The following is a 20,898-nucleotide window of genomic DNA, read 5'->3' on the forward strand; positions in this document are numbered from 1 at the left end:
GGAGGGCACACGGGCCCTCACTCCCAGTCCCACGCGATCCCCAGGATCCCGGCCCGCACCTGCGGTTCGACCACGTGCACCGAGCGGTGGCTGCCGTTCAGCGTCAGCTCCTGGCGGCCGCCGCGCGGGGCGGCGGCGGAGTGCTGGGTGAAGCGGTGGCAGCGTACGGGCAGAGCGGCGTCGTCGTAGCGGATCTGCAGCGCGTACTGGCCGCCCGCGTAGGTGAAGCCGCGCTGGTACTCGGTGGCCTCTCCGGCCGTGCCGTCCTCGAATCCGTAGCCGAACAGATGGGTGTCGCCCGCGCGCAGGCGGGCGTCGAAGAGCAGCTCGGCGACCAGCACCCCCGTCCCCTGGTGCCATCGCACGCGGCCCGTGCGGCAGTTCTCCAGGGCGCGCACGCGGACGCGGTCGGGAGCGCACCCGGGATCGCCGTGGTGGATGGCCACATAGCGGTCCACGCCGTCCCGGTGGGCCCGCACGATGTGCTGCGACTCGCGGCCGACCAGCTCACGGCCGGCGCCGATCCGCACCCGCTCGTGGTGGCCGATGGTGTGCAGCCCGCCGTCGACCGGGGAGCCGAGCTCGGCCAGGAGCGAGCGCAGCACGTCGGAGGCCTCCACCAGGGAGCGGTACGAGCGGGCGGCGGGCCGGGTCCGGTCGGCGCGCTCGGCCGGCCGGACGAGCAGCCGGATCAGGGACTCCTCCGGGAGCTGGAGGATCTCCTCCAGGGCCCGCACGGCGCGCAGGGACTCGGCGCGCTGCGGGCGCCGGGCGCCCTGCTGCCAGTAACTCAGGCTCGTCACGCCGACGTTGACGCCGTGCCGGATCAGGTGGTGGCGTAGGCGCTGCAGGGGCAGCCGCCGGGTGGCGATGGCGGTGCGCAGTGCGAGGTGGAACGGGCCGGTGCGCAGGGCGGCCGCCAGCTCCGCGGGCTCGTCGTCCGCCGTCCCTGCCGCGTCCGCGGGCGCGTCCTGCGCGAACCGGGTGCCGTGCCGCATGGGGGCCCCTATCTGTGAACGTTCACTCCAGCCGCCCGGCGTTCGCGCCGGTCGGAGCGGGCCACCAGGTCGGCGTACGAGGTCCGTTCACATCCGTACGCCGCCGTTCACGGCCCATTTGATTCCGCATTGAAGCGTGTTGACCTGCACCCGACAACACTCGATGCTCAATCGCAGCGTCCGGACGCGCTCCTCCACACCCCACATCCCGCTCGGGAGGAACGCGATGCGCTCACCGATCAGCAGGAACAGCACAGGCAGACGCAGACGTCTCTGCGTGCTCGCCGCCGTCGCAGCGGCGCTCCTGACCGCCGCACCCACGGCCACGGCTGCCCCGGCCCCGGCCCCCGCCACGTCGGCCACGTCCGCCGCAGACCCCTCCGTGCTCGCCGCCAAGCGGCTGAACATCACCATGCAGGCACAGCAGAAGACCAACTGGTGCTGGGCCGCGGGCGGCAACACCATCGCGGCCTTCATGGGCCGCAACTACAGCCAGAACCAGTTCTGCAACGCCGCGTTCGGGCGCAGCCAGAACACCGAGTGCCCCAACAACCAGGCCACGCTCGGCAACGTGCAGAACGGCCTGCGCTGGGCGGGCATCAACCCCGGCTCGTACGTCACCGGCTGGCTGCGCTACTCGACCGTGCAGACCGAGATCAACGCGAACCGCCCGGTCGAGACCCGCATCCAGTGGTCCAACGGCGGCGGCCACATGCACGTCATCTACGGCTACGACGACGCCAGCAGCTGGGTCTACTGGGGCGACCCGTGGCCCTCCAGCGACCGCTACAACTGGGCCTCGCACGCCTGGTACGTCGACAACAACACCTTCTCCTGGACCCACTCGCTGTACCGGATCGGGGCGTGAGAGCGATGACCCGTCACCTTTCCAGCCGCCTGGCCCGTCACCTCCCCGGCCGCCTGGCAGGGACCGCGCTCGCGGGCACGGCCGCCACCACCCTGCTCCTCGGCCTCGCGGCCCCGGCCGCCTCCGCCGACTCCGGCCCGCCTGCGCCCTCAGCCGCGTCCCGCGACGCGGCACACCGCGCGGCCGAGGCGCCGAAGACCCTCGACACGCTCTCCCGCTTCTTCTCCCGGGAGGGAGCGGTCACCAGGTCCGCCGCCGACCCGCGGGTGGAGGGCAGGACCGTGCCCGTGTACTACCTCTCGGCGGACTTCGTCGCGGGCAAGAAGGACGCGCCGATCGCCCGCCTGGAGTTCCTCGCCAGCAAGGCCGTCTCCTCCGACGGCCAGGAAGCCTCCCTCTGGACAGTGAAGCGAGGCGGCTCGTGGCAGGTCGTGAACATCGCCACCGGGGACGACGAGACCCACTACGCGCGCGTGGGCGCGAAGAAGGCACCCGGAGGCACCGTCTTCCACGAGCCGCAGATCAACGCCTGGTACGTCCGGGACGACCGGGACGGTGACCACGCGCGCGTGCTGCCCCTCGACAAGGACGCGGTGCGCGCTGTCGGCGCCGAGGGGACCACGGTCGCCGCCTACCGAGAGCGTGTCCGGAAGGCGTACGCCGACAAGCTGCCCGGCTCCGCGTACGAGAAGTCCGGCAAGGCGGGCGGCTACGACACCGACAAGCCCGCGCGGACCTCCGCCGAGGCCCCGGCGCAGGCCTCCGGCCAGGACGACGGCCCGGTCACGGTGGCCTCCTCGATAGCGGGCGCGGGCGCCCTGCTCGCCCTCGGCCTCTCCGGAGCGGCGCTCGTCCGGCGCCGCGCCGCCCGGCAGGAGGGCTGACCCCCGCGAGCGGCGGCCGGACCACCGGCCGCCGCTCCCACCGGCGGAGCCGTACGCCGCCCCGGACTGTCGGTGCCCGCCAGTAGGCTGTCCGACATGGCCGACCCTTCCAGCTACCGCCCCAAGCCGGGACAGATCCCCGACGCCCCGGGGGTCTACAAATTCCGCGACGAGCACCGCCGGGTGATCTACGTCGGGAAGGCCAAGAGCCTGCGCCAGCGCCTGGCCAACTACTTCCAGGACCTGGCCGGGCTCCACCCGCGCACCCGCTCCATGGTGACGACGGCCGCCTCCGTCGAGTGGACCGTGGTGACCAACGAGGTCGAGGCGCTCCAGCTGGAGTACACCTGGATCAAGGAGTTCGACCCCCGGTTCAACGTCAAGTACCGCGACGACAAGAGCTATCCGTACCTCGCCGTGACGATGAACGAACAGTTCCCGCGCGTGCAGGTGATGCGCGGCGCCAAGAAGAAGGGCGTGCGCTACTTCGGGCCGTACGGCCACGCGTGGGCGATCCGCGACACCGTCGACCTCCTCCTGCGCGCCTTCCCCGTCCGCACCTGCTCCGCCGGCGTGTTCAAGAACGCCACCCGCACCGGCCGCCCCTGCCTCCTCGGCTACATCGGCAAGTGCTCGGCGCCCTGTGTGGAGCGCGTCACACCCGATGCCCACCGTGAACTCGCCGAGGACTTCTGCGACTTCATGGCCGGCCGCACGGGCACGTACATCCGCCGGCTCGAGCGGCAGATGGCGGACGCCGCCGAGGAGATGGAGTACGAGCGCGCGGCCCGCTTGCGCGACGACATCGAAGCCCTGAAGAAGGCGATGGAGAAGAGCGCCGTCGTCCTCGCGGACGCCACGGACGCCGACCTCATCGCCCTCGCCGAGGACGAGCTCGAAGCCGCCGTGCAGATCTTCCACGTCCGCGGCGGCCGGGTCCGCGGACAGCGCGGCTGGGTCACCGACAAGGTCGAGGCCGTCACCAGCGGCGACCTCGTCGAGCACGCCCTCCAGCAGCTGTACGGGGAGGAGAGCGGCGACGCCGTCCCCAAGGAGGTGCTCGTCCCCGCGCTGCCCGACCCGATAGAACCGGTCCAGGAGTGGCTGACCGAGCGCCGCGGCGCGAGCGTCTCGCTGCGCATTCCGCAGCGCGGCGACAAGAAGGCCCTCATGGAGACCGTCGCGCGCAACGCGCAGCAGTCCCTCGTCCTGCACAAGACCAAGCGCGCCTCCGACCTCACCACGCGCTCGCGCGCCCTGGAGGAGATCGCCGCCGCCCTGGAGCTGGACAGCGTCCCCCTGCGCGTCGAGTGCTACGACATCTCGCACCTCCAGGGCGACGACGTCGTGGCGTCCATGGTCGTCTTCGAGGACGGCCTCGCCAGGAAGAGCGAGTACCGCCGCTTCCAGATCAAGGGCTTCGAGGGCCAGGACGACGTCCGCTCCATGCACGAGGTGATCACGCGCCGCTTCAAGCGCTATCTCGCCGAGAAGGAGCGGAGCGGGGAGTGGGTCGACGAGGAGACGGGGGAGGTCGCCGACCTCGGGCCCACCGAGGAGGACGGCCGCCCCAAGCGGTTCGCGTATCCGCCGCAGCTCGTCGTCGTGGACGGCGGGCAGCCGCAGGTCGCGGCCGCCAAGAGGGCCCTGGACGAGCTCGGCATCGACGACATCGCGGTCTGCGGCCTCGCCAAGCGCCTGGAGGAGGTCTGGGTCCCCGACGAGGACGACCCGGTGATCCTGCCGCGCACCAGCGAGGGCCTCTACCTCCTCCAGCGGGTACGTGACGAAGCCCACCGCTTCGCCATCACCTACCAGCGCAACAAGCGGTCCAAGCGCTTCCGCGCCGGGCCGCTGGACGCCGTGCCGGGCCTCGGCGAGGCCCGCAAGCAGACGCTGATCAAGCACTTCGGTTCGGTGAAGAGGCTCCGATCCGCGACAATCGACCAGATCTGCGAGGTCCCGGGAGTGGGCCGCAAGACGGCCGAGGCCGTCCTCGCGGCCCTCGCCGGGGCGGTTCCCGCCGGCCCCGCCGTCAACACGGCGACCGGAGAGATCATGGAAGAGGAGGAGCCCGTGACCGCGGGCGCCTCGGAAGAACGACGGGGGCAGGAGACATGAGCGAGCACGACGAAGGTGAAGAGCAAGTGAGTGCGGGCACGCCCATCATCGAGACACCGGGAGTCCCCGACGCCGCGATCCCCGAGCTGGTGATCATCTCCGGGATGTCCGGCGCCGGACGCAGCACGGCGGCCAAGTGTCTGGAGGACCTCGGCTGGTTCGTGGTCGACAACCTCCCGCCCGCCCTGATCCCCACCATGGTGGAGCTCGGCGCCCGCTCGCAGGGCAACGTCGCCCGCATCGCGGTCGTCGTCGACGTGCGCGGCAGGCGCTTCTTCGACAACCTCCGCGAGTCCCTCGCCGAGCTGGAGGCGAAGAACGTCACGCGGCGCATCGTCTTCCTGGAGTCCTCGGACGAGGCCCTGGTCCGCCGTTTCGAGTCGGTCCGCCGCCCGCACCCGCTGCAGGGCGACGGCCGCATCGTCGACGGCATCGCGGCCGAGCGCGACCTCCTGCGCGAGCTGCGCGGCGACGCCGACCTGGTCATCGACACCTCCAGCCTGAACGTGCACGAGCTGCGCGCCAAGATGGACGCCTCGTTCGCGGGCGAGGAGGAGCCCGAGCTGCGGGCCACCGTCATGTCCTTCGGCTTCAAGTACGGCCTGCCGGTCGACGCCGACCTCGTCGTGGACATGCGCTTCCTGCCCAACCCGCACTGGGTCCCCGAGCTGCGCCAGTACACCGGCCAGAACGAGGAGGTCGCCGCGTACGTCTTCAACCAGCCCGGCGCCAAGGAGTTCCTCGACCGGTACGCCGAACTGCTCCAGCTCATCGCCGCGGGCTACCGCCGCGAGGGCAAGCGGTACGTGACGATCGCCGTCGGCTGCACGGGCGGCAAGCACCGCTCCGTCGCCATGTCCGAGAAGCTCGCGGCGCGCCTGGCGTCCGAGGGCGTGGAGACCGTCTTGGTCCACCGGGACATGGGGCGCGAGTGAAGCCGACCCGCCGGACCGTCCGCCTGAGCCGACTGGGCCGCAAGCGGGGCACCCAGCCGAAGGTGGTCGCGCTCGGCGGGGGCATGGGACTGTCCGCCTCGCTCGCCGCGCTGCGCCGCATCACCGGAGCCGGAGACCTCACCGCCGTCGTCACGGTCGCCGACGACGGCGGCTCCAGCGGCCGCCTGCGCGACGAGCTCGGCGTGCTGCCGCCCGGCGATCTGCGCAAGGCCCTCGCCGCGCTGTGCGGCGACGACGACTGGGGCCAGACGTGGTCCCGCGTCATCCAGCACCGCTTCCAGTCCAAGGGCGACCTGCACGAGCACGCGGTCGGCAATCTGCTGATCGTCGCCCTGTGGGAGCAGCTCGGCGACCATGTGCAGGCCCTGGACCTGGTCGGCCGGCTGCTCGGTGCGCAGGGCCGCGTCCTGCCCATGTCGGCCGTGCCGCTGGAGCTCCAGGCCCTCGTCAAGGGCCACGACCCGGACCGGCCCGACGACGTGGACACCGTGCGGGGGCAGGCCACCGTCGCGCTCACGCCCGGCGAGGTCCAGTCCGTGCACGTCGTCCCGCACGACCCGCCGGCCGTCCCCGAAGCGGTCGCCGCCGTCCTCGACGCGGACTGGGTGGTGCTCGGTCCGGGCTCCTGGTTCTCCTCTGTGATCCCGCATCTCCTCGTGCCCGAACTGCTCGACGCGCTCACCGCGACGAAGGCCCGCAAGGTCCTCTCCCTCAACCTGGCGCCGCAACCGGGAGAAACCGATGGCTTCTCTCCGCAGCGTCATTTGGAGGTTTTGGCCCGACACGCCCCTAAACTCGCCCTGGACGTGGTGCTGGCCGACGAGGCCGCCGTGCCCGACCGTGAGTCGCTCACCGATGCCGCCAAGCGGCTCGGCGCCACGGTCGAGCTGGCGCCGGTGGCCCGGCCCGACGGGACTCCGAGGCACGACCCGGAGCTCCTGGCAGCCGCGTACGACCGTATTTTTCGGATGCATGGAAGGATCGGCCCATGGCGATGACGGCAGCGGTGAAGGACGAGATCTCCCGGCTCCCCGTCACCCGGACCTGCTGCAGAAAAGCAGAGGTCTCGGCGATCCTGCGGTTCGCGGGCGGCCTGCACCTGGTGAGCGGCCGCATCGTGATCGAGGCGGAGCTGGACACCGCGATGGCCGCCCGGCGGCTCAAGCGGGACATCCTGGAGATCTTCGGACACAGCTCGGAGCTGATCGTGATGGCCCCCGGCGGCCTGCGACGCGGCTCGCGTTACGTCGTCCGGGTGGTCGCGGGCGGCGATCAGCTGGCCCGCCAGACGGGCCTCGTGGACGGCCGCGGCCGCCCCATCCGGGGCCTGCCGCCGCAGGTGGTCTCGGGGGCCACCTGCGACGCGGAGGCGGCCTGGCGCGGGGCGTTCCTCGCGCACGGCTCGCTCACCGAGCCCGGCCGCTCCTCCTCCCTGGAGGTGACGTGCCCCGGCCCGGAGGCCGCGCTCGCCCTGGTCGGCGCCGCCCGCAGGCTCCAGATCGCGAGCAAGGCCCGCGAGGTGCGCGGCGTGGACCGCGTGGTCGTCCGCGACGGCGACGCGATCGGCGCGCTCCTGACCCGCCTCGGGGCGCACGAGTCGGTCCTCGCCTGGGAGGAGCGGCGGATGCGGCGCGAGGTGCGCGCCACCGCCAACCGCCTGGCCAACTTCGACGACGCGAACCTGCGCCGCTCGGCCCGCGCGGCCGTCGCCGCGGGCGCCCGGGTGCAGCGCGCCCTGGAGATCCTCGCCGACGAGGTCCCTGAGCACCTCGCGGCCGCCGGACGCCTGCGCATGGAGCACAAGCAGGCGTCGCTGGAGGAGCTGGGCGCGCTCGCCGACCCGCCGCTGACCAAGGACGCCGTCGCGGGCCGCATCCGACGGCTGCTCGCCATGGCCGACAAGCGGGCCCAGGACCTCGGCATCCCGGGCACGGAGTCCAACCTCACCGAGGAGATCGCGGACAACATGCTCGCGGAGAACATGGCGGTCTGACGCGCGCCCCGCACGCGTCTCCTCTCGCGCGTCTCCTCCCGCACGTCTCCTGAGCCGCTGGCGCCCCACCGGGCGCCAGCGGCTTTCGTGTGCCCGCGCCGCACGCCTTCACCCACCGTATTGACATGATCATGCACTGTCACGAGCCTGGCATCCCGCACACCCGTGCCGGACAACCGCAAGGGGGGGCTCATGAGACGAAGAGCGAGCGCGAGATCGGTTCTCGCCGCGAGCGCACTGATCGTCGGCGGACTTGTCACCGCCCCGCACGCCCAGGCCGACGGGCCCGCGAAGGCCCCGGCCGCCGACGACCCGGCAGCCATCGGCGTCTACCAGGCCGAGGTCACCAAGAAGCAGATCCCGATCCTCGTCGCGGCGGGCCAGGACGCCCACGAACTCGCCGGACAGGCGCCCGAGCGCGGCACCGGCCGCGTCGAGCTGTATCTGACCGAGCGCCAGGCGAAGGCCATCGAGCGCAAGGGCATCGAGCTCAGCGAGCACAAGGTGTCGGCGGCGACGCAGCAGTGGCTCAAGGCCGCGGGGGACGGCGTCTACCGGCCGTACAGCGGAAAGGGCGGTCTCCAGGAGGAGATCGTCAGGACCGGGCAGGCCCACCCCGGCCTCACCAAGGTCGTCTCCATCGGCAAGAGCCTCCAGGGCAAGGACATCCTCGCCCTGAAGCTCTCCAAGAACGCCAAGAAGTCCAAGGACGGCTCCAAGCCGTCCACGCTCTACCTGTCCAACCAGCACGCGCGCGAGTGGATCACCCCCGAGATGACCCGCCGCCTGATGCACCACTACCTGGACAACTACGGCAAGGACAAGCGCATCACCAAGCTCGTGAACTCCACCGAGCTGTGGTTCGTGCTCTCCGCCAACCCCGACGGCTACGACTACACGCACGCCGCCGACGGCAACCGCCAGTGGCGCAAGAACCTCCGCGACATCGACGGTAACGGGAAGATCGCCCCGGGCGACGGCGTCGACCTCAACCGCAACTTCGCCTACAAGTGGGGCTACGACAATGAGGGCTCGTCGCCGAACCCGTCCTCCGAGACCTACCGCGGCACGGGCCCGATGTCCGAGCCGGAGACGAAGGCGCTCGACCGCTTCCAGAAGCGCATCGGCTTCACGTACGGCATCAACTACCACTCCGCGGCCGAACTGATCCTCTACGGAGTGGGCTGGCAGGTCGCCACGCCGACCCCGGACGACGTGCTCTACCGGGCGCTGGCCGGCACGCCCGAGAAGCCCGCGATCGCCGGCTACCACCCGCAGGTCGCCTCCGAGCTCTACACCACCAACGGCGAGGCCGACGGACACGCGGGCAACATCAACGGCATCCCGATGTTCACCCCGGAGATGTCCACCTGCCAGACCGCCTCGAACGTCGACCCGAACGACGCCTGGAAGCCGGAGGACTGCGCGTCCATCTTCACCTTCCCCGACGACGAGAAGCTGATCCAGCAGGAGTTCGCCAAGAACGTCCCGTTCGCGCTCGCCGTCGCCGAGACGGCGCTCCACCCGGACCAGCCGGTCTCCGTCACCGACATCGAGGCCCCCGACTTCAGCCCTGACACCTTCACCACGTCGTACGCGCGCGGCGGTGACCAGGAAGTCGCCGTCACCGCCCGCAAGTCCGTACGCGACAAGGAACTCAAGTACCGCGTCAACGGCGGCCGTACGCACGAGGAGGATCTGCGGGCCTGGAAGGGCGGCGAGACCTACGGCGGCGAGGACAACCTCTACTTCGACGAGTACCGCGCCGAGGTCGAGGACGCGCGCGTGGGCGACAAGGTCGAGGTGTGGTTCACCGGCCGCACCAAGAAGGGCCGCACCGAGAGCAAGCACTTCACCTACACCGTCGCCGAACGCCCCAGGGCCGGCACGCTCGTCGTCGCCGAAGAGGGCGCGACGGCCACCCAGACCCAGAAGTACGTCGACGCGGTCAAGGCCAACGGCCGCTCGGCCGCCGTCTGGGACGTCGCGAAACAAGGCGTCCCGCACCCGCTCGGCGTCCTGTCGCACTTCTCCGCCGTCGTCCACTACACCGGCGACCCCGTCCCCGGCGCACCCACCCAACTCGCCCTGCGCGACTACCTCAACGAGGGCGGCAAGCTCATCGAGTCCGGCGAGCGCGCCGGCGGCGCCGTCGACCTCGGCGACGCCCTCACCGACGACTTCGCGCAGTACTACCTCGGCGCCTACGAACGCCTCTCCGCGCCCGGCGCCACGAGCTTCAAGGGCAGCGGCGCGCTCGACGGAGTGAGCACCCCGCTCGCCGCCGCCGGCGCCAACCCGCTCGACAAGGCGGGCCGCTTCACCGTCACCTCCGACAGCCTGCCGCCCGAGAAGTTCCCGCAGTTCAGGAGCGCGGCAGCGGGCTCCTACCCCGGCCTCAGCAACCCCTACGCGCCCTTCGCGGGCCAGGGCATGGCCTCGGCCACCCACGCCGACCAGGACTGGAAGCGGCTGACCCGCACCATCGACCTGACCGGCGTCACGGCCGCCGACCGCCCCGAACTGCGGTTCGCGCTCAACTGGAACCTGGAGCCCGGCTACGACCACGGGCTGCTCGAAGCCCACACCGCGGGCGCCGACGACTGGACCACGCTGCCCGACAAGAACGGCAATACGTCCACCACCGTGCCCGCCGAGTGCGCGGCCGGCTTCTTCGTCAACGGCCACCCCTTCCTGCGCCACTACCTGACGGTGGGCGCCGACGCCTGCACGGCCTCCGGCACCAGCGGCGCCTGGAACAGCTTCACCGGCTCCTCCGGCGGCTGGAAGCCCGTCGCCTTCGACCTCAGCGCCTACGCGGGCAAGAAGGTCGAGGTCTCGCTCAGCGCCGTCACCGACCCCTCCAGCGGAGGCCGCGGCCTCTTCGCGGACAACGCGCAACTGGTCGTCGGCGGCACCGCCACGGAGACCGAGGGATTCGAGACGTCGCTCGGCTCCTGGAGCGCCGCGCCGCCCCCGGCCGGCAGCCCCAATATCACAGGAGACTGGACGCGGACCGGGGAGCTCTACCGATCCTTCGCGGCGGTCACAGCGCGTGACAGCGTGCTGCTCGGCTTCGGGTTCGAGCATGTGCCCGGAAGTGCCGAGAGGGCCGCTCTTATGGGCGCCTCCCTGGCACATCTGCGCAGCTGACAGTGCGTAATCGGGACCAAGGTCCCGGTGGCCCGTACCCCTACTGCGGGGTACGGGCCTTTGTGCCGCTTACGGCCCCTCTCGATGTCACCTCAGAGGCTTCAGAGAGGTAGGGTCGGAGGCGGTCGGGGACATCCCATACAACTCGCCGGCGTCTAAAACCGGCGTACCAACGAGGAGATCGGTTTCGTGACGATCCGCGTAGGCATCAACGGCTTTGGCCGCATCGGTCGCAACTACTTCCGCGCGCTGCTCGAGCAGGGTGCGGACATCGAAGTCGTGGCTGTCAACGACCTGGGTGACACCGCGACCACGGCCCACCTGCTGAAGTACGACACCATCCTGGGCCGCCTCAAGGCCGAGGTGTCGCACACCGAGGACACCATCACGGTCGACGGCCACACCATCAAGGTGCTGTCCGAGCGCAACCCCGCCGACATCCCGTGGGGCCAGCTGGGCGTCGACATCGTGATCGAGTCCACGGGCATCTTCACCAAGAAGGCCGACGCCGAGAAGCACATCGCCGGTGGCGCCAAGAAGGTCCTCATCTCGGCTCCGGCCAAGGACGAGGACATCACCATCGTGATGGGCGTCAACCAGGACAAGTACGACGCGGCCAACCACCACGTCATCTCCAACGCCTCCTGCACCACCAACTGCGTGGCGCCGATGGCCAAGGTTCTCGACGAGAACTTCGGCATCGTCAAGGGCCTGATGACCACGGTGCACGCGTACACCAACGACCAGCGCATCCTGGACTTCCCGCACAAGGACCTGCGCCGCGCCCGCGCCGCCGCCGAGAACATCATCCCGACCACCACCGGTGCCGCCAAGGCCACCGCGCTGGTCCTGCCGCAGCTCAAGGGCAAGCTCGACGGCATCGCGATGCGCGTCCCGGTCCCGACCGGCTCCGCCACCGACCTGGTCGTCGAGGTCTCCCGCGAGGTCACGAAGGACGAGGTCAACGCCGCGTTCAAGAAGGCCGCCGACGACGGCGACCTGAAGGGCTACCTCTTCTACACCGAGGACCCGATCGTGTCGTCCGACATCGTCAGCGACCCGGCCTCCTGCACCTTCGACTCGTCGATGACGATGGTCCAGGACGGCAAGTCGGTGAAGATCCTCGGCTGGTACGACAACGAGTGGGGTTACTCCAACCGTCTCGTCGACCTCACGGTCTTCGTCGGCGGTCAGCTCTAACCATCAGAGCAGGCACCTCGATGTGAGCACAGGGTTCGTCCCGCGCGATGATGCGCAGGACGGGCCCTGTTGCACGTCAGCGTCAGCCCTCCCAAGGAGTCCAGTAGTGAAGACGATCGACGAACTTCTCGCCGAAGGGGTCGAAGGCAAGCGGGTCTTCGTCCGCGCCGACCTCAATGTGCCGCTCGCCGACGGCACCATCACCGACGACGGCCGCATCCGCGCCGTCCTGCCGACCGTCAAGGCCCTCGCCGACGCGGGCGCCAAGGTCGTCGTGGCCTCGCACCTGGGCCGCCCCAAGGGCGCCCCGGACCCGGCCTTCTCGCTGCTGCCGGCCGCCGAGCGGCTCGGTGAACTCCTGGGCGGGTCCGTCGCGTTCGCGCAGGACACCGTCGGCCCGGCCGCGCACGACGCGGTGAACGGCCTGCAGCCCGGCCAGGTCGCCGTCATCGAGAACCTCCGCTTCAACGCGGGCGAGACCAGCAAGGACGACACCGAGCGCGGCGAGTTCGCCGACCAGCTCGCCGCCCTCGCGGACGTCTACGTGGGCGACGGCTTCGGCGCCGTGCACCGCAAGCACGCCTCCGTCTTCGACCTGCCGGCCCGCCTGCCGCACTACGCCGGCTACCTCATCGCCACCGAGGTCGGCGTCCTCAAGAAGCTCACCGACGACGTCAAGCGGCCCTACGCCGTGGTCCTCGGCGGCGCCAAGGTCTCCGACAAGCTCGGCGTGATCGACCACCTCCTGGAGAAGGCCGACCGCATCCTCATCGGCGGCGGCATGGCCTACACCTTCCTCAAGGCGCAGGGCCACGAGGTCGGCATCTCCCTCCTCCAGGAGGACCAGATCCCGGCGGTGAAGGAGTACATGAAGCGCGCCGAGGAGAAGGGCGTCGAATTCGTCTTCCCCGTCGACGTGCTGGTCTCCGCCGAGTTCCCCGACCTGAAGACCAAGGCCCCGGCCAACCCCACGACGGTCGCCGCCGACGCCATCCCGGCCGACCAGGAGGGTCTCGACATCGGCCCCGAGACCCGTAAGCTCTACGCCTCGAAGCTCTCCGACGCGGCCACCGTCTTCTGGAACGGCCCGATGGGCGTCTTCGAGCACCCCGACTACGCCGAGGGCACCAAGGCGGTCGCCCAGGCGCTCCTCGACTCCCCGGCCTTCACGGTCGTCGGCGGCGGCGACAGCGCCGCGGCCGTGCGGACGCTGGGCTTCGACGAGAACGCATTCGGCCACATTTCCACCGGTGGTGGCGCCTCCCTCGAATACCTCGAGGGCAAGACGCTCCCCGGCCTCGCGGCACTGGAGAACTGACACCTGATGACTAAGCGCACCCCGCTGATGGCGGGCAACTGGAAGATGAACCTCAACCACCTCGAGGCCATCGCCCACGTGCAGAAGCTCGCCTTCGCCCTGGCGGACAAGGACTACGAGGCCTGCGAGGTCGCCGTCCTGCCGCCCTTCACCGACCTGCGCTCCGTGCAGACCCTCGTCGACGGCGACAAGCTCAAGATCAAGTACGGCGCCCAGGACATCTCGGCGCACGACTCCGGCGCCTACACCGGCGAGATCTCGGGCCCGATGCTGGCCAAGCTGAAGTGCACCTACGTCGCCGTGGGCCACTCCGAGCGCCGCCAGTACCACAACGAGACCGACCAGATCTGCAACGCCAAGGTGAAGGCCGCCTTCAAGCACGGCCTGACCCCGATCCTCTGCGTCGGCGAGGGCCTGGACATCCGCAAGGCGGGTCAGCAGGTCCAGTACACGCTGAACCAGCTCGACGGCGGCCTGAAGGACATCCCGGCCGAGCAGGCCGAGACCATCGTGATCGCCTACGAGCCGGTCTGGGCGATCGGCACCGGCGAGGTCGCGACCCCCGAGGACGCGCAGGAGGTCTGCGGCGCGATCCGCGCCCGCCTCGCCGAGCTGTACTCCCAGGAGCTCGCCGACAAGGTGCGCATCCAGTACGGCGGCTCCGTCAAGGCGAAGAACGTCGCCGACATCATGGCGCAGCCCGACGTGGACGGCGCGCTGGTCGGCGGCGCCGCGCTGGACTCCGACGAGTTCGTCAAGATCGTTCGCTTCGGCGACCAGTGAGTATGCGCTAGCGGCGTTACGTCGTACCCTGACGGGGGCTGAAGCCTGCCTTCGGCCCCCGTCGTCGTTTCAGATCCGAGGAAGTTGGTCCAGCCGTGGTTATGGGGTTCTCGATCGCCCTGATCGTCTTCAGCCTGCTGATGATGCTGCTGGTGCTGATGCACAAGGGCAAGGGCGGCGGTCTCTCCGACATGTTCGGTGGCGGCATGCAGTCGTCCGTCGGCGGCTCCTCCGTCGCGGAGCGCAACCTCGACCGCATCACGGTCGTGGTCGGTCTGCTCTGGTTCGCCTGCATTGTCGCGCTCGGCCTGCTGATGAAGGCGAACAACTAGCGCCGCCCGCTGCCCGCTTGTCCGGTGCAGCCCAGCGTGCGCGGCTTATCATGGGGCTTGCGTCCGGGGGAGGGGTGTAACTCCCAACACTGGACGCGCGTTGGGCCTTACGTAAACTGAGGCGCCCGCAGCAGCACCATCACGCAGGGAGTTACGACCGTGGCAAGTGGCAACGCGATCCGAGGAAGTCGGGTCGGGGCGGGGCCGATGGGCGAGGCCGAGCGCGGTGAGTCCGCGCCGCGTGCGCGCATCTCCTTCTGGTGCTCCAACGGGCACGAGACGCAGCCGAGCTTCGCCAGCGACGCGCAGATCCCCGACACGTGGGACTGTCCCCGCTGCGGCTTCCCGGCAGGTCAGGACCGGGACAACCCGCCGGACCCGCCGCGCACCGAGCCGTACAAGACGCACCTGGCGTACGTGCGGGAGCGGCGCAGCGACGCCGACGGCGAGGCCATCCTCGCGGAAGCGCTCGCCAAACTGCGGGGCGAGATCTAGCACTTGAGAGCCGGCCGGGCACCGAGAGGTGTCCGGCCGGTTTCTTTCTCCCGGCACGTGTGCGGACAGACAGTTTCGGACATCTCATCCCGCTCTCTGATCGATTAGGTTGGAGGATGCAGCGGGGCACATGGACGTACGCGCGTACGAGAGAAGGCTGAAGTCCGAGATGAACGCAGAAAGCCGCGCCAGGCTCGATCAGACTCCCGAATGGACGGCGCTCGCCGAGCACCGTGAGCGGCTGGGGGAGGTGCAGCTGCGCGAGCTGTTCGCCGCTGACCCGGCCCGTGGCACGGCGTACACCCTCCAGGTCGGCGACCTGCACATCGACTATTCCAAGCACCTCGTCACCGCCGAGACGCTGACGCTGCTGCGCGAGCTCGCCGCCGCGACCGACGTCTTCGGCCTGCGGGACGCCATGTTCCGCGGCGAGAAGATCAACACCACCGAGGACCGCGCGGTCCTGCACACCGCGCTGCGCGCCCCGCGGGACGCCGTCATCGAGGTCGACGGCGAGAACGTCGTCCCCGCGGTGCACGCCGTCCTCGACAAGATGAGCGCCTTCTCGGAGAAGGTCCGCTCCGGCGAGTGGACCGGTCACACCGGCAAGCGCATCAAGAACGTCGTCAACATCGGCATCGGCGGCTCCGACCTCGGCCCCGCGATGGCGTACGAGGCGCTGCGCTCCTTCACCGACCGCGGCCTCACGGTCCGCTTCGTGTCGAACGTGGACGGCGCCGACCTGCACGAGGCCGTGCGGGACCTGGACGCCGCCGAGACGCTGTTCATCATCGCCTCGAAGACGTTCACCACCATCGAGACGATCACGAACGCCACATCGGCGCGTGACTGGCTGCTGACCGAGCTGAAGGCCGGCCAGGACGCCGTCGCCAAGCACTTCGTGGCCCTGTCGACGAACGCCGAGAAGGTGTCGGAGTTCGGCATCGACACGGCCAACATGTTCGAGTTCTGGGACTGGGTCGGCGGCCGCTACTCGTACGACTCCGCGATCGGTCTCTCCCTGATGATCGCCATCGGGCCCGACCGCTTCCGCGAGATGCTCGACGGCTTCCACCTCGTCGACGAGCACTTCCGCACCGCGCCCGCCGAGTCCAACGTGCCGTTGCTGATGGGCCTGTTGGGCATCTGGTACGGCAACTTCCACGACGCGCAGTCGCACGCCGTCCTGCCGTACTCGCACTACCTCTCCAAGTTCACCGCGTACCTCCAGCAGCTGGACATGGAGTCCAACGGAAAGTACGTCGACCGGGACGGCAAGGAGGTCGACTGGCAGACGGGCCCGGTCGTCTGGGGCACGCCCGGCACCAACGGCCAGCACGCCTACTACCAACTCATCCACCAGGGCACGAAGTTGATCCCGGCGGACTTCATCGGCTTCGCCGAGCCGGTCGCCGACCTGCTGCCGGGCCTGGTCGCCCAGCACGACCTGCTGATGGCCAACTTCTTCGCGCAGACCCAGGCGCTGGCGTTCGGCAAGACGCCCGACGAGGTGCGTGCCGAGGGCGTCGCGGAGGAGCTGGTCCCGCACAAGACGTTCAAGGGCAACCACCCGACGACGACGATCCTCGCCAAGGAGCTGACCCCCTCGGTCCTCGGCCAGCTCATCGCGCTCTACGAACACAAGGTCTTCGTCCAGGGCGCCGTCTGGAACATCGACTCCTTCGACCAGTGGGGCGTCGAGCTCGGCAAGGTCCTCGCCAAGCGCGTCGAGCCCGCCCTGACCGAGGGCGCCGAGGTGCCGGACCTGGACGGGTCGACGACGGCGCTGGTCGCCAAGTACCGCGATCTGCGCGGCCGTTGAGTCTCATCATGAGTTAATCGGATGCGGGTGCCCCGCCCGGCGGGTGACACTGCTTCGGCTCTGTCACCCGCCGGGAGGGAACCCCGTCATGGACCAGCTGCTCGCCGCGCTCGCCGACCCCGAGAGACTCCGGCTGTACGCGCGCATCGTCCTCGACGACCTGCCGCCGCGCGAGGCCGACTCCGCCGTCGCCCGCAGGCACCTGGGACGCCTGCTCGCCAGTGGGCTCGTGGAGCGGCTGCCCGACGGGTCGCTGCGGGCCGATCCGGCCGTCTTCCGGCGCTCGCCGCTCCCCGTGGACATCCATCCCGCCGTCCCGCGCCGGCTCACCGGCTTCTTCGCGCACGGCCGCCTCACGGCCATTCCCGTGCGCCCCGTCGTGCGCCACGAACTCCTCGTCCATCTCACGGACACCCTGTTCGACACCGGCCGCGTCTACAGCGAACGCGAGGTCAACGACGCGTTCCGCACCGTCCACGACGACACCGCGGCGCTGCGGAGGTACTGCGTCACCGACGGCCTCCTCGTCCGCGACCAGGACGGGAGCAGCTACCGCCGCGTCCCTGCCCACGCCTGAGGGCCCCGCACCGGGTGGTGCGGGGCCCTCTTGCACGTACGACCGGAGGCCGCTACGCCACGGCCGGCGGATACAGCTCCGGCGGGAGCTGCGAGGCCGCCGCGGCGTCGAGCAGCCATAGCGTGCGCGAGCGGCCGTAGGCACCGGCCGCCGGGGCCTGCACCTCGCCGGCGCCCGACAGGGCGATCGCCGCGGCGTTCGCCTTGTCCTCGCCCGCCGCGAGCAGCCACACCTCGCGGGCCGCCCGGATCGCCGGGAGCGTGAGCGAGATGCGGGTCGGCGGGGGCTTCGGCGCGCCGTGCACGCCGACCACCGAGCGCTCCGTCTCGCGCACCGCGGGGAGCTCCGGGAAGAGCGACGCGACATGCGTGTCCGGGCCGACGCCGAGCATCAGGACGTCGAAGGACGGCACGGGGCCGTGGTCCTCGGGGCCCGCGGCCGCGGCCAGCTCGGCGGCGTAGTGCTCCGCCGCCGCGTCGACCTCGTACGGACCGTCAGACGCGGGCATCGGGTGCACCTGGGCCGGATTGACCGGCACCGAGTCGAGCAGCGCCTCCTTGGCCTGGGTGTAGTTGCGCTCCGGGTCGCCGTCCGGCAGGAACCGCTCATCGCCCCACCACAGGTCGAGCCGCGACCAGTCGATCGCGTCCTTCGCCGGGGACGCACCCAGCGCCGCGAGCAGGCCGTTGCCGTTGCGGCCGCCGGTGAGGACCACCGACGCGTGGCCGCGGGCGGCCTGCGCGTCGACGATCTTCGTGATGAGGCGGGCCGCCGCGGCCTGCGCCATCAGCTCCTTGTCGCGGTGGACGACGAGCTGCGGGGCCGCGCTCACTTGGCGGCCGCCTTCTTGGCGGCGGCCTTCTTCGCCGGCGCCTTCTTCGGCTCGGGAGCGGCCTCGGAGCCACCGGACTCCCGGGCCTCCTCGGCCGTCTCGGTCACCCGCTCGGTGGGCGTCTGCGCCAGCCGGTCCACGCCGTACTTCAGTGCGGAGGCGTAGGTGTCGTCCGGGTCCAGGCGCCGCAGCTCCTCGGCGATCAGCTCGGCCGTCTCGCGGCGCTTGAGCGCCACCGCGCGGTTGGGCTGGCCCTCGATGTGCAGCGTGGCGAGCGAGCCGTCGGCCCGGTCGAGCACGATGGGGCCGCAGTCGGTCTCCATGCGCACACCGGTCAGACCGGGGCCGGGCGAGAGCGCCCGCTTCACCGGCACGTCGAGCCGGTCCGCGAGCCACATGGCGAGCAGCTCGCAGCTCGGGTTGAACTCCTCGCCGTCGACCTGCACCGACTTCACCTTGCAGGCGATCTGGTCCAGGGCGGCCGCGAGCATCGAGCGCCAGGGGGTGATGCGCGTCCAGGACAGGTCCGTGTCGCCGGGGTGGTAGGCCGCGGCGCGGGCGGTCAGCTCCTCGATGGGGTGCTCGGCCGCGTACGTGTCCGTGACGCGCCGCTGGGCCAGGGCGCCGAGCGGGTCGTTGGCCGGGTCCAGCGGGGCGTTCACCGGCCACCAGACGACCACGGGGGCGTCGGGCAGCAGCAGTGGCAGCACGACCGACTGGGCGTGGTCGATGACCTCGCCGTACAGCCGCAGGACCACCGTCTCGCCGGTGCCCGCCTCCACGCCGACCCGCACCTCGGCGTCGAGGCGCGAGGAGGTGCGGTCACGGGGCGAGCGCGCGGCCCGCTTGATGACCACGAGGGTGCGCGAGGGGTGCTCGCGCGACGCGTCGTTGGCGGCCTTCAGGGAGTCGTAGGCGTTCTCCTCGTCGGTGACGATGACGAGGGTCAGGACCATGCCGACGGCCGGGGTGCCGATCGCCCTGCGGCCCTGCACGAGCGCCTTGTTGATCTTGCTGGACGTGGTGTCCGTAAGGTCGATCTTCATGGCCGACGCCAGCTCCGTCCGTCTCGTGCGAGCATTTCGTCCGCCTCGGTCGGGCCCCAGGTGCCTGCCGGGTACTGCGCGGGCTTGCCGTGCTTGTCCCAGTACTCCTCGATCGGGTCGAGGATGTTCCAGGACAGCTCGACCTCCTCCGTGCGCGGGAAGAGGTTGGCGTCGCCGAGCAGGACGTCGAGGATCAGGCGCTCGTACGCCTCGGGGCTGGACTCGGTGAAGGACTCGCCGTACGCGAAGTCCATCGAGACGTCCCGGATCTCCATGGAGGTGCCGGGCACCTTCGAGCCGAACCGGACCGTGATGCCCTCGTCCGGCTGGACGCGGATGACGATCGCGTTCTGCCCGAGCTCCTCGGTGGCGGTGTGGTCGAAGGGGGAGTGGGGAGCGCGCTGGAAGACCACCGCGATCTCCGTGACCCGACGGCCGAGCCGCTTGCCGGTGCGCAGGTAGAAGGGGACGCCCGCCCAGCGGCGGTTGTCCACCTCCAGCTTGATCGCCGCGTAGGTGTCGGTCTTCGACTTGGGGTCGATGCCGTCTTCCTGGAGGTAGCCGACGGCCTTCTCGCCGCCCTGCCACCCCGCGGCGTACTGCCCGCGGACCGTGTTCCTGCCGAGGTCCTTCGGCAGCCGGACGGCGCCGAGCACCTTCGCCTTCTCGGCGACCAGCGCGTCCGCCTCGAAGGAGGCGGGCTCCTCCATCGCGGTCAGTGCCATCAGCTGGAGCAGGTGGTTCTGGATGACGTCACGGGCGGCGCCGATGCCGTCGTAGTAGCCGGCGCGGCCGCCGATGCCGATGTCCTCGGCCATCGTGATCTGGATGTGGTCCACATACGACCGGTTCCAGATCGGCTCGAACATCTGGTTGGCGAAGCGCAGCGCCAGGATGTTCTGGACGGTCTCCTTGCCGAGGTAGTGGTCGATCCGGAACACCTGGTCCGGGGCGAACACCTCGTGCACGATCGCGTTCAGCTCCTGGGCCGACGCGAGGTCGTGGCCGAACGGCTTCTCGATGACCGCGCGGCGCCAGCACCCCTTCGGGGCGTCCGCGAGCTCGTGCTTCTTGAGCTGCTGGACGACCTGCGGGAAGAACTTCGGGGGCACGGAGAGGTAGAAGGCGAAGTTGCCGCCCGTCCCCTGTGCCTTGTCGAGCTCCTGGATGGTGGCCTTGAGCTGCTCGAAGGCGTCGTCGTCGTCGAAGTTGCCCTGGACGAAGCGCATGCCCTGGATGAGCTGCTGCCAGACTTCCTCGCGGAACGGCGTGCGGGAGTGCTCCTTGACCGCGTCGTGGACGACCTGGGCGAAGTCCTCGTCCTCCCAGTCGCGGCGGGCGAAACCAATGAGGGAAAAGCCCGGCGGCAACAGGCCTCGGTTGGCGAGGTCGTAGACGGCAGGCATCAGCTTTTTACGGGACAAATCGCCCGTGACGCCAAAGATGACCAGGCCCGACGGCCCCGCGATACGCGGGAGCCGTCGGTCTGCGGCGTCACGCAGCGGATTGCTGCTTGACAA

The 20,898-nt window shown here is 70.5% G+C and carries 18 protein-coding genes; 14 read left to right on the forward strand and 4 right to left on the reverse strand.

What is annotated here, in order from left to right; translation table 11 throughout:
* Positions 1-17: 17 nt before the first annotated feature.
* Complete coding sequence (locus tag ACZ7LU_RS30080; RefSeq protein ID WP_468311175.1) at positions 18-998, reverse strand: hypothetical protein; 981 nt, start codon at positions 996-998, stop codon at positions 18-20.
* Between the two features lie 226 nt (positions 999-1,224).
* On the opposite strand from ACZ7LU_RS30080, the gene ACZ7LU_RS30085 reads away from it, so the two are divergent.
* From ACZ7LU_RS30085 to ACZ7LU_RS30150, 14 genes are all read left to right on the forward strand, one after another.
* Positions 1,225-1,866 carry a papain-like cysteine protease family protein gene (locus ACZ7LU_RS30085; protein WP_468560646.1) on the forward strand — a complete coding sequence of 214 codons (642 nt, stop codon included), beginning with the start codon at positions 1,225-1,227 and terminating at the stop codon, positions 1,864-1,866.
* A 5-nt stretch (positions 1,867-1,871) separates the two neighbouring features.
* Positions 1,872-2,750, forward strand: a complete 879-nt coding sequence (locus tag ACZ7LU_RS30090) for a hypothetical protein (RefSeq protein ID WP_471918534.1) — start codon at positions 1,872-1,874, stop codon at positions 2,748-2,750.
* Between the two features lie 96 nt (positions 2,751-2,846).
* The gene (gene uvrC, locus ACZ7LU_RS30095; protein ID WP_398307506.1) at positions 2,847-4,871 is read left to right on the forward strand and encodes an excinuclease ABC subunit UvrC; all 2,025 of its coding nucleotides are present in this window, start codon (positions 2,847-2,849) and stop codon (positions 4,869-4,871) included.
* Positions 4,868-5,806, forward strand: coding sequence for an RNase adapter RapZ (gene rapZ, locus ACZ7LU_RS30100; protein WP_398307508.1), 939 nt, complete (start codon positions 4,868-4,870; stop codon positions 5,804-5,806). Before uvrC ends, rapZ begins: the two co-directional genes overlap by 4 nt.
* Entirely contained in the window at positions 5,803-6,825 is a 1,023-nt protein-coding gene (locus tag ACZ7LU_RS30105; protein WP_398307510.1) for a uridine diphosphate-N-acetylglucosamine-binding protein YvcK, read from the forward strand. Before rapZ ends, ACZ7LU_RS30105 begins: the two co-directional genes overlap by 4 nt.
* Positions 6,816-7,820 (forward strand): DNA-binding protein WhiA, encoded by a 1,005-nt coding sequence (whiA, locus tag ACZ7LU_RS30110; RefSeq protein ID WP_398307512.1) that lies wholly within the window; start codon positions 6,816-6,818, stop codon positions 7,818-7,820. The genes ACZ7LU_RS30105 and whiA overlap by 10 nt, the downstream gene beginning before the upstream one ends.
* A 192-nt stretch (positions 7,821-8,012) precedes the next feature.
* Positions 8,013-10,973 (forward strand): M14 family metallopeptidase, encoded by a 2,961-nt coding sequence (locus ACZ7LU_RS30115; RefSeq protein ID WP_471918535.1) that lies wholly within the window; start codon positions 8,013-8,015, stop codon positions 10,971-10,973.
* A 189-nt stretch (positions 10,974-11,162) separates the two neighbouring features.
* Positions 11,163-12,173, forward strand: coding sequence for a type I glyceraldehyde-3-phosphate dehydrogenase (gene gap / locus ACZ7LU_RS30120; RefSeq protein WP_362995487.1), 1,011 nt, complete (start codon positions 11,163-11,165; stop codon positions 12,171-12,173).
* 106 nt (positions 12,174-12,279) lie between these two features.
* Positions 12,280-13,491 carry a phosphoglycerate kinase gene (locus ACZ7LU_RS30125; protein ID WP_398307516.1) on the forward strand — a complete coding sequence of 404 codons (1,212 nt, stop codon included), beginning with the start codon at positions 12,280-12,282 and terminating at the stop codon, positions 13,489-13,491.
* 6 nt (positions 13,492-13,497) lie between these two features.
* On the forward strand, positions 13,498-14,274 hold the full coding sequence (gene tpiA, locus ACZ7LU_RS30130; protein WP_398307518.1) for a triose-phosphate isomerase: 777 nt from the start codon (positions 13,498-13,500) through the stop codon (positions 14,272-14,274).
* Positions 14,275-14,375: 101 nt separating this feature from the next.
* Complete coding sequence (secG, locus tag ACZ7LU_RS30135) at positions 14,376-14,606, forward strand: preprotein translocase subunit SecG (RefSeq protein ID WP_055702100.1); 231 nt, start codon at positions 14,376-14,378, stop codon at positions 14,604-14,606.
* Between the two features lie 159 nt (positions 14,607-14,765).
* Positions 14,766-15,101, forward strand: coding sequence for an RNA polymerase-binding protein RbpA (locus ACZ7LU_RS30140; protein WP_329389108.1), 336 nt, complete (start codon positions 14,766-14,768; stop codon positions 15,099-15,101).
* 169 nt (positions 15,102-15,270) lie between these two features.
* Positions 15,271-16,923: a glucose-6-phosphate isomerase gene (gene pgi, locus ACZ7LU_RS30145; RefSeq protein WP_398307520.1), complete on the forward strand. Its 1,653-nt coding sequence runs from the start codon at positions 15,271-15,273 to the stop codon at positions 16,921-16,923.
* A gap of 88 nt (positions 16,924-17,011) precedes the next feature.
* On the forward strand, positions 17,012-17,500 hold the full coding sequence (locus tag ACZ7LU_RS30150) for a DUF2087 domain-containing protein (protein ID WP_398307522.1): 489 nt from the start codon (positions 17,012-17,014) through the stop codon (positions 17,498-17,500).
* Between the two features lie 52 nt (positions 17,501-17,552).
* On the opposite strand, the gene pgl is transcribed toward ACZ7LU_RS30150, so the two are convergent.
* Genes pgl through zwf form a run of 3 tightly spaced genes read right to left on the reverse strand, consistent with a single transcriptional unit; the run spans position 17,553 to position 20,898 of the window.
* Positions 17,553-18,332, reverse strand: a complete 780-nt coding sequence (gene pgl, locus ACZ7LU_RS30155; protein ID WP_471918536.1) for a 6-phosphogluconolactonase — start codon at positions 18,330-18,332, stop codon at positions 17,553-17,555.
* Positions 18,329-19,378, reverse strand: a complete 1,050-nt coding sequence (gene opcA / locus ACZ7LU_RS30160) for a glucose-6-phosphate dehydrogenase assembly protein OpcA (protein ID WP_468083818.1) — start codon at positions 19,376-19,378, stop codon at positions 18,329-18,331. The genes pgl and opcA overlap by 4 nt, the downstream gene beginning before the upstream one ends.
* On the reverse strand, positions 19,375-20,898 hold the full coding sequence (zwf, locus tag ACZ7LU_RS30165; protein ID WP_398307528.1) for a glucose-6-phosphate dehydrogenase: 1,524 nt from the start codon (positions 20,896-20,898) through the stop codon (positions 19,375-19,377). Before zwf ends, opcA begins: the two co-directional genes overlap by 4 nt.

It is taken from the genome of Streptomyces sp. NPDC039462, assembly GCF_055639375.1.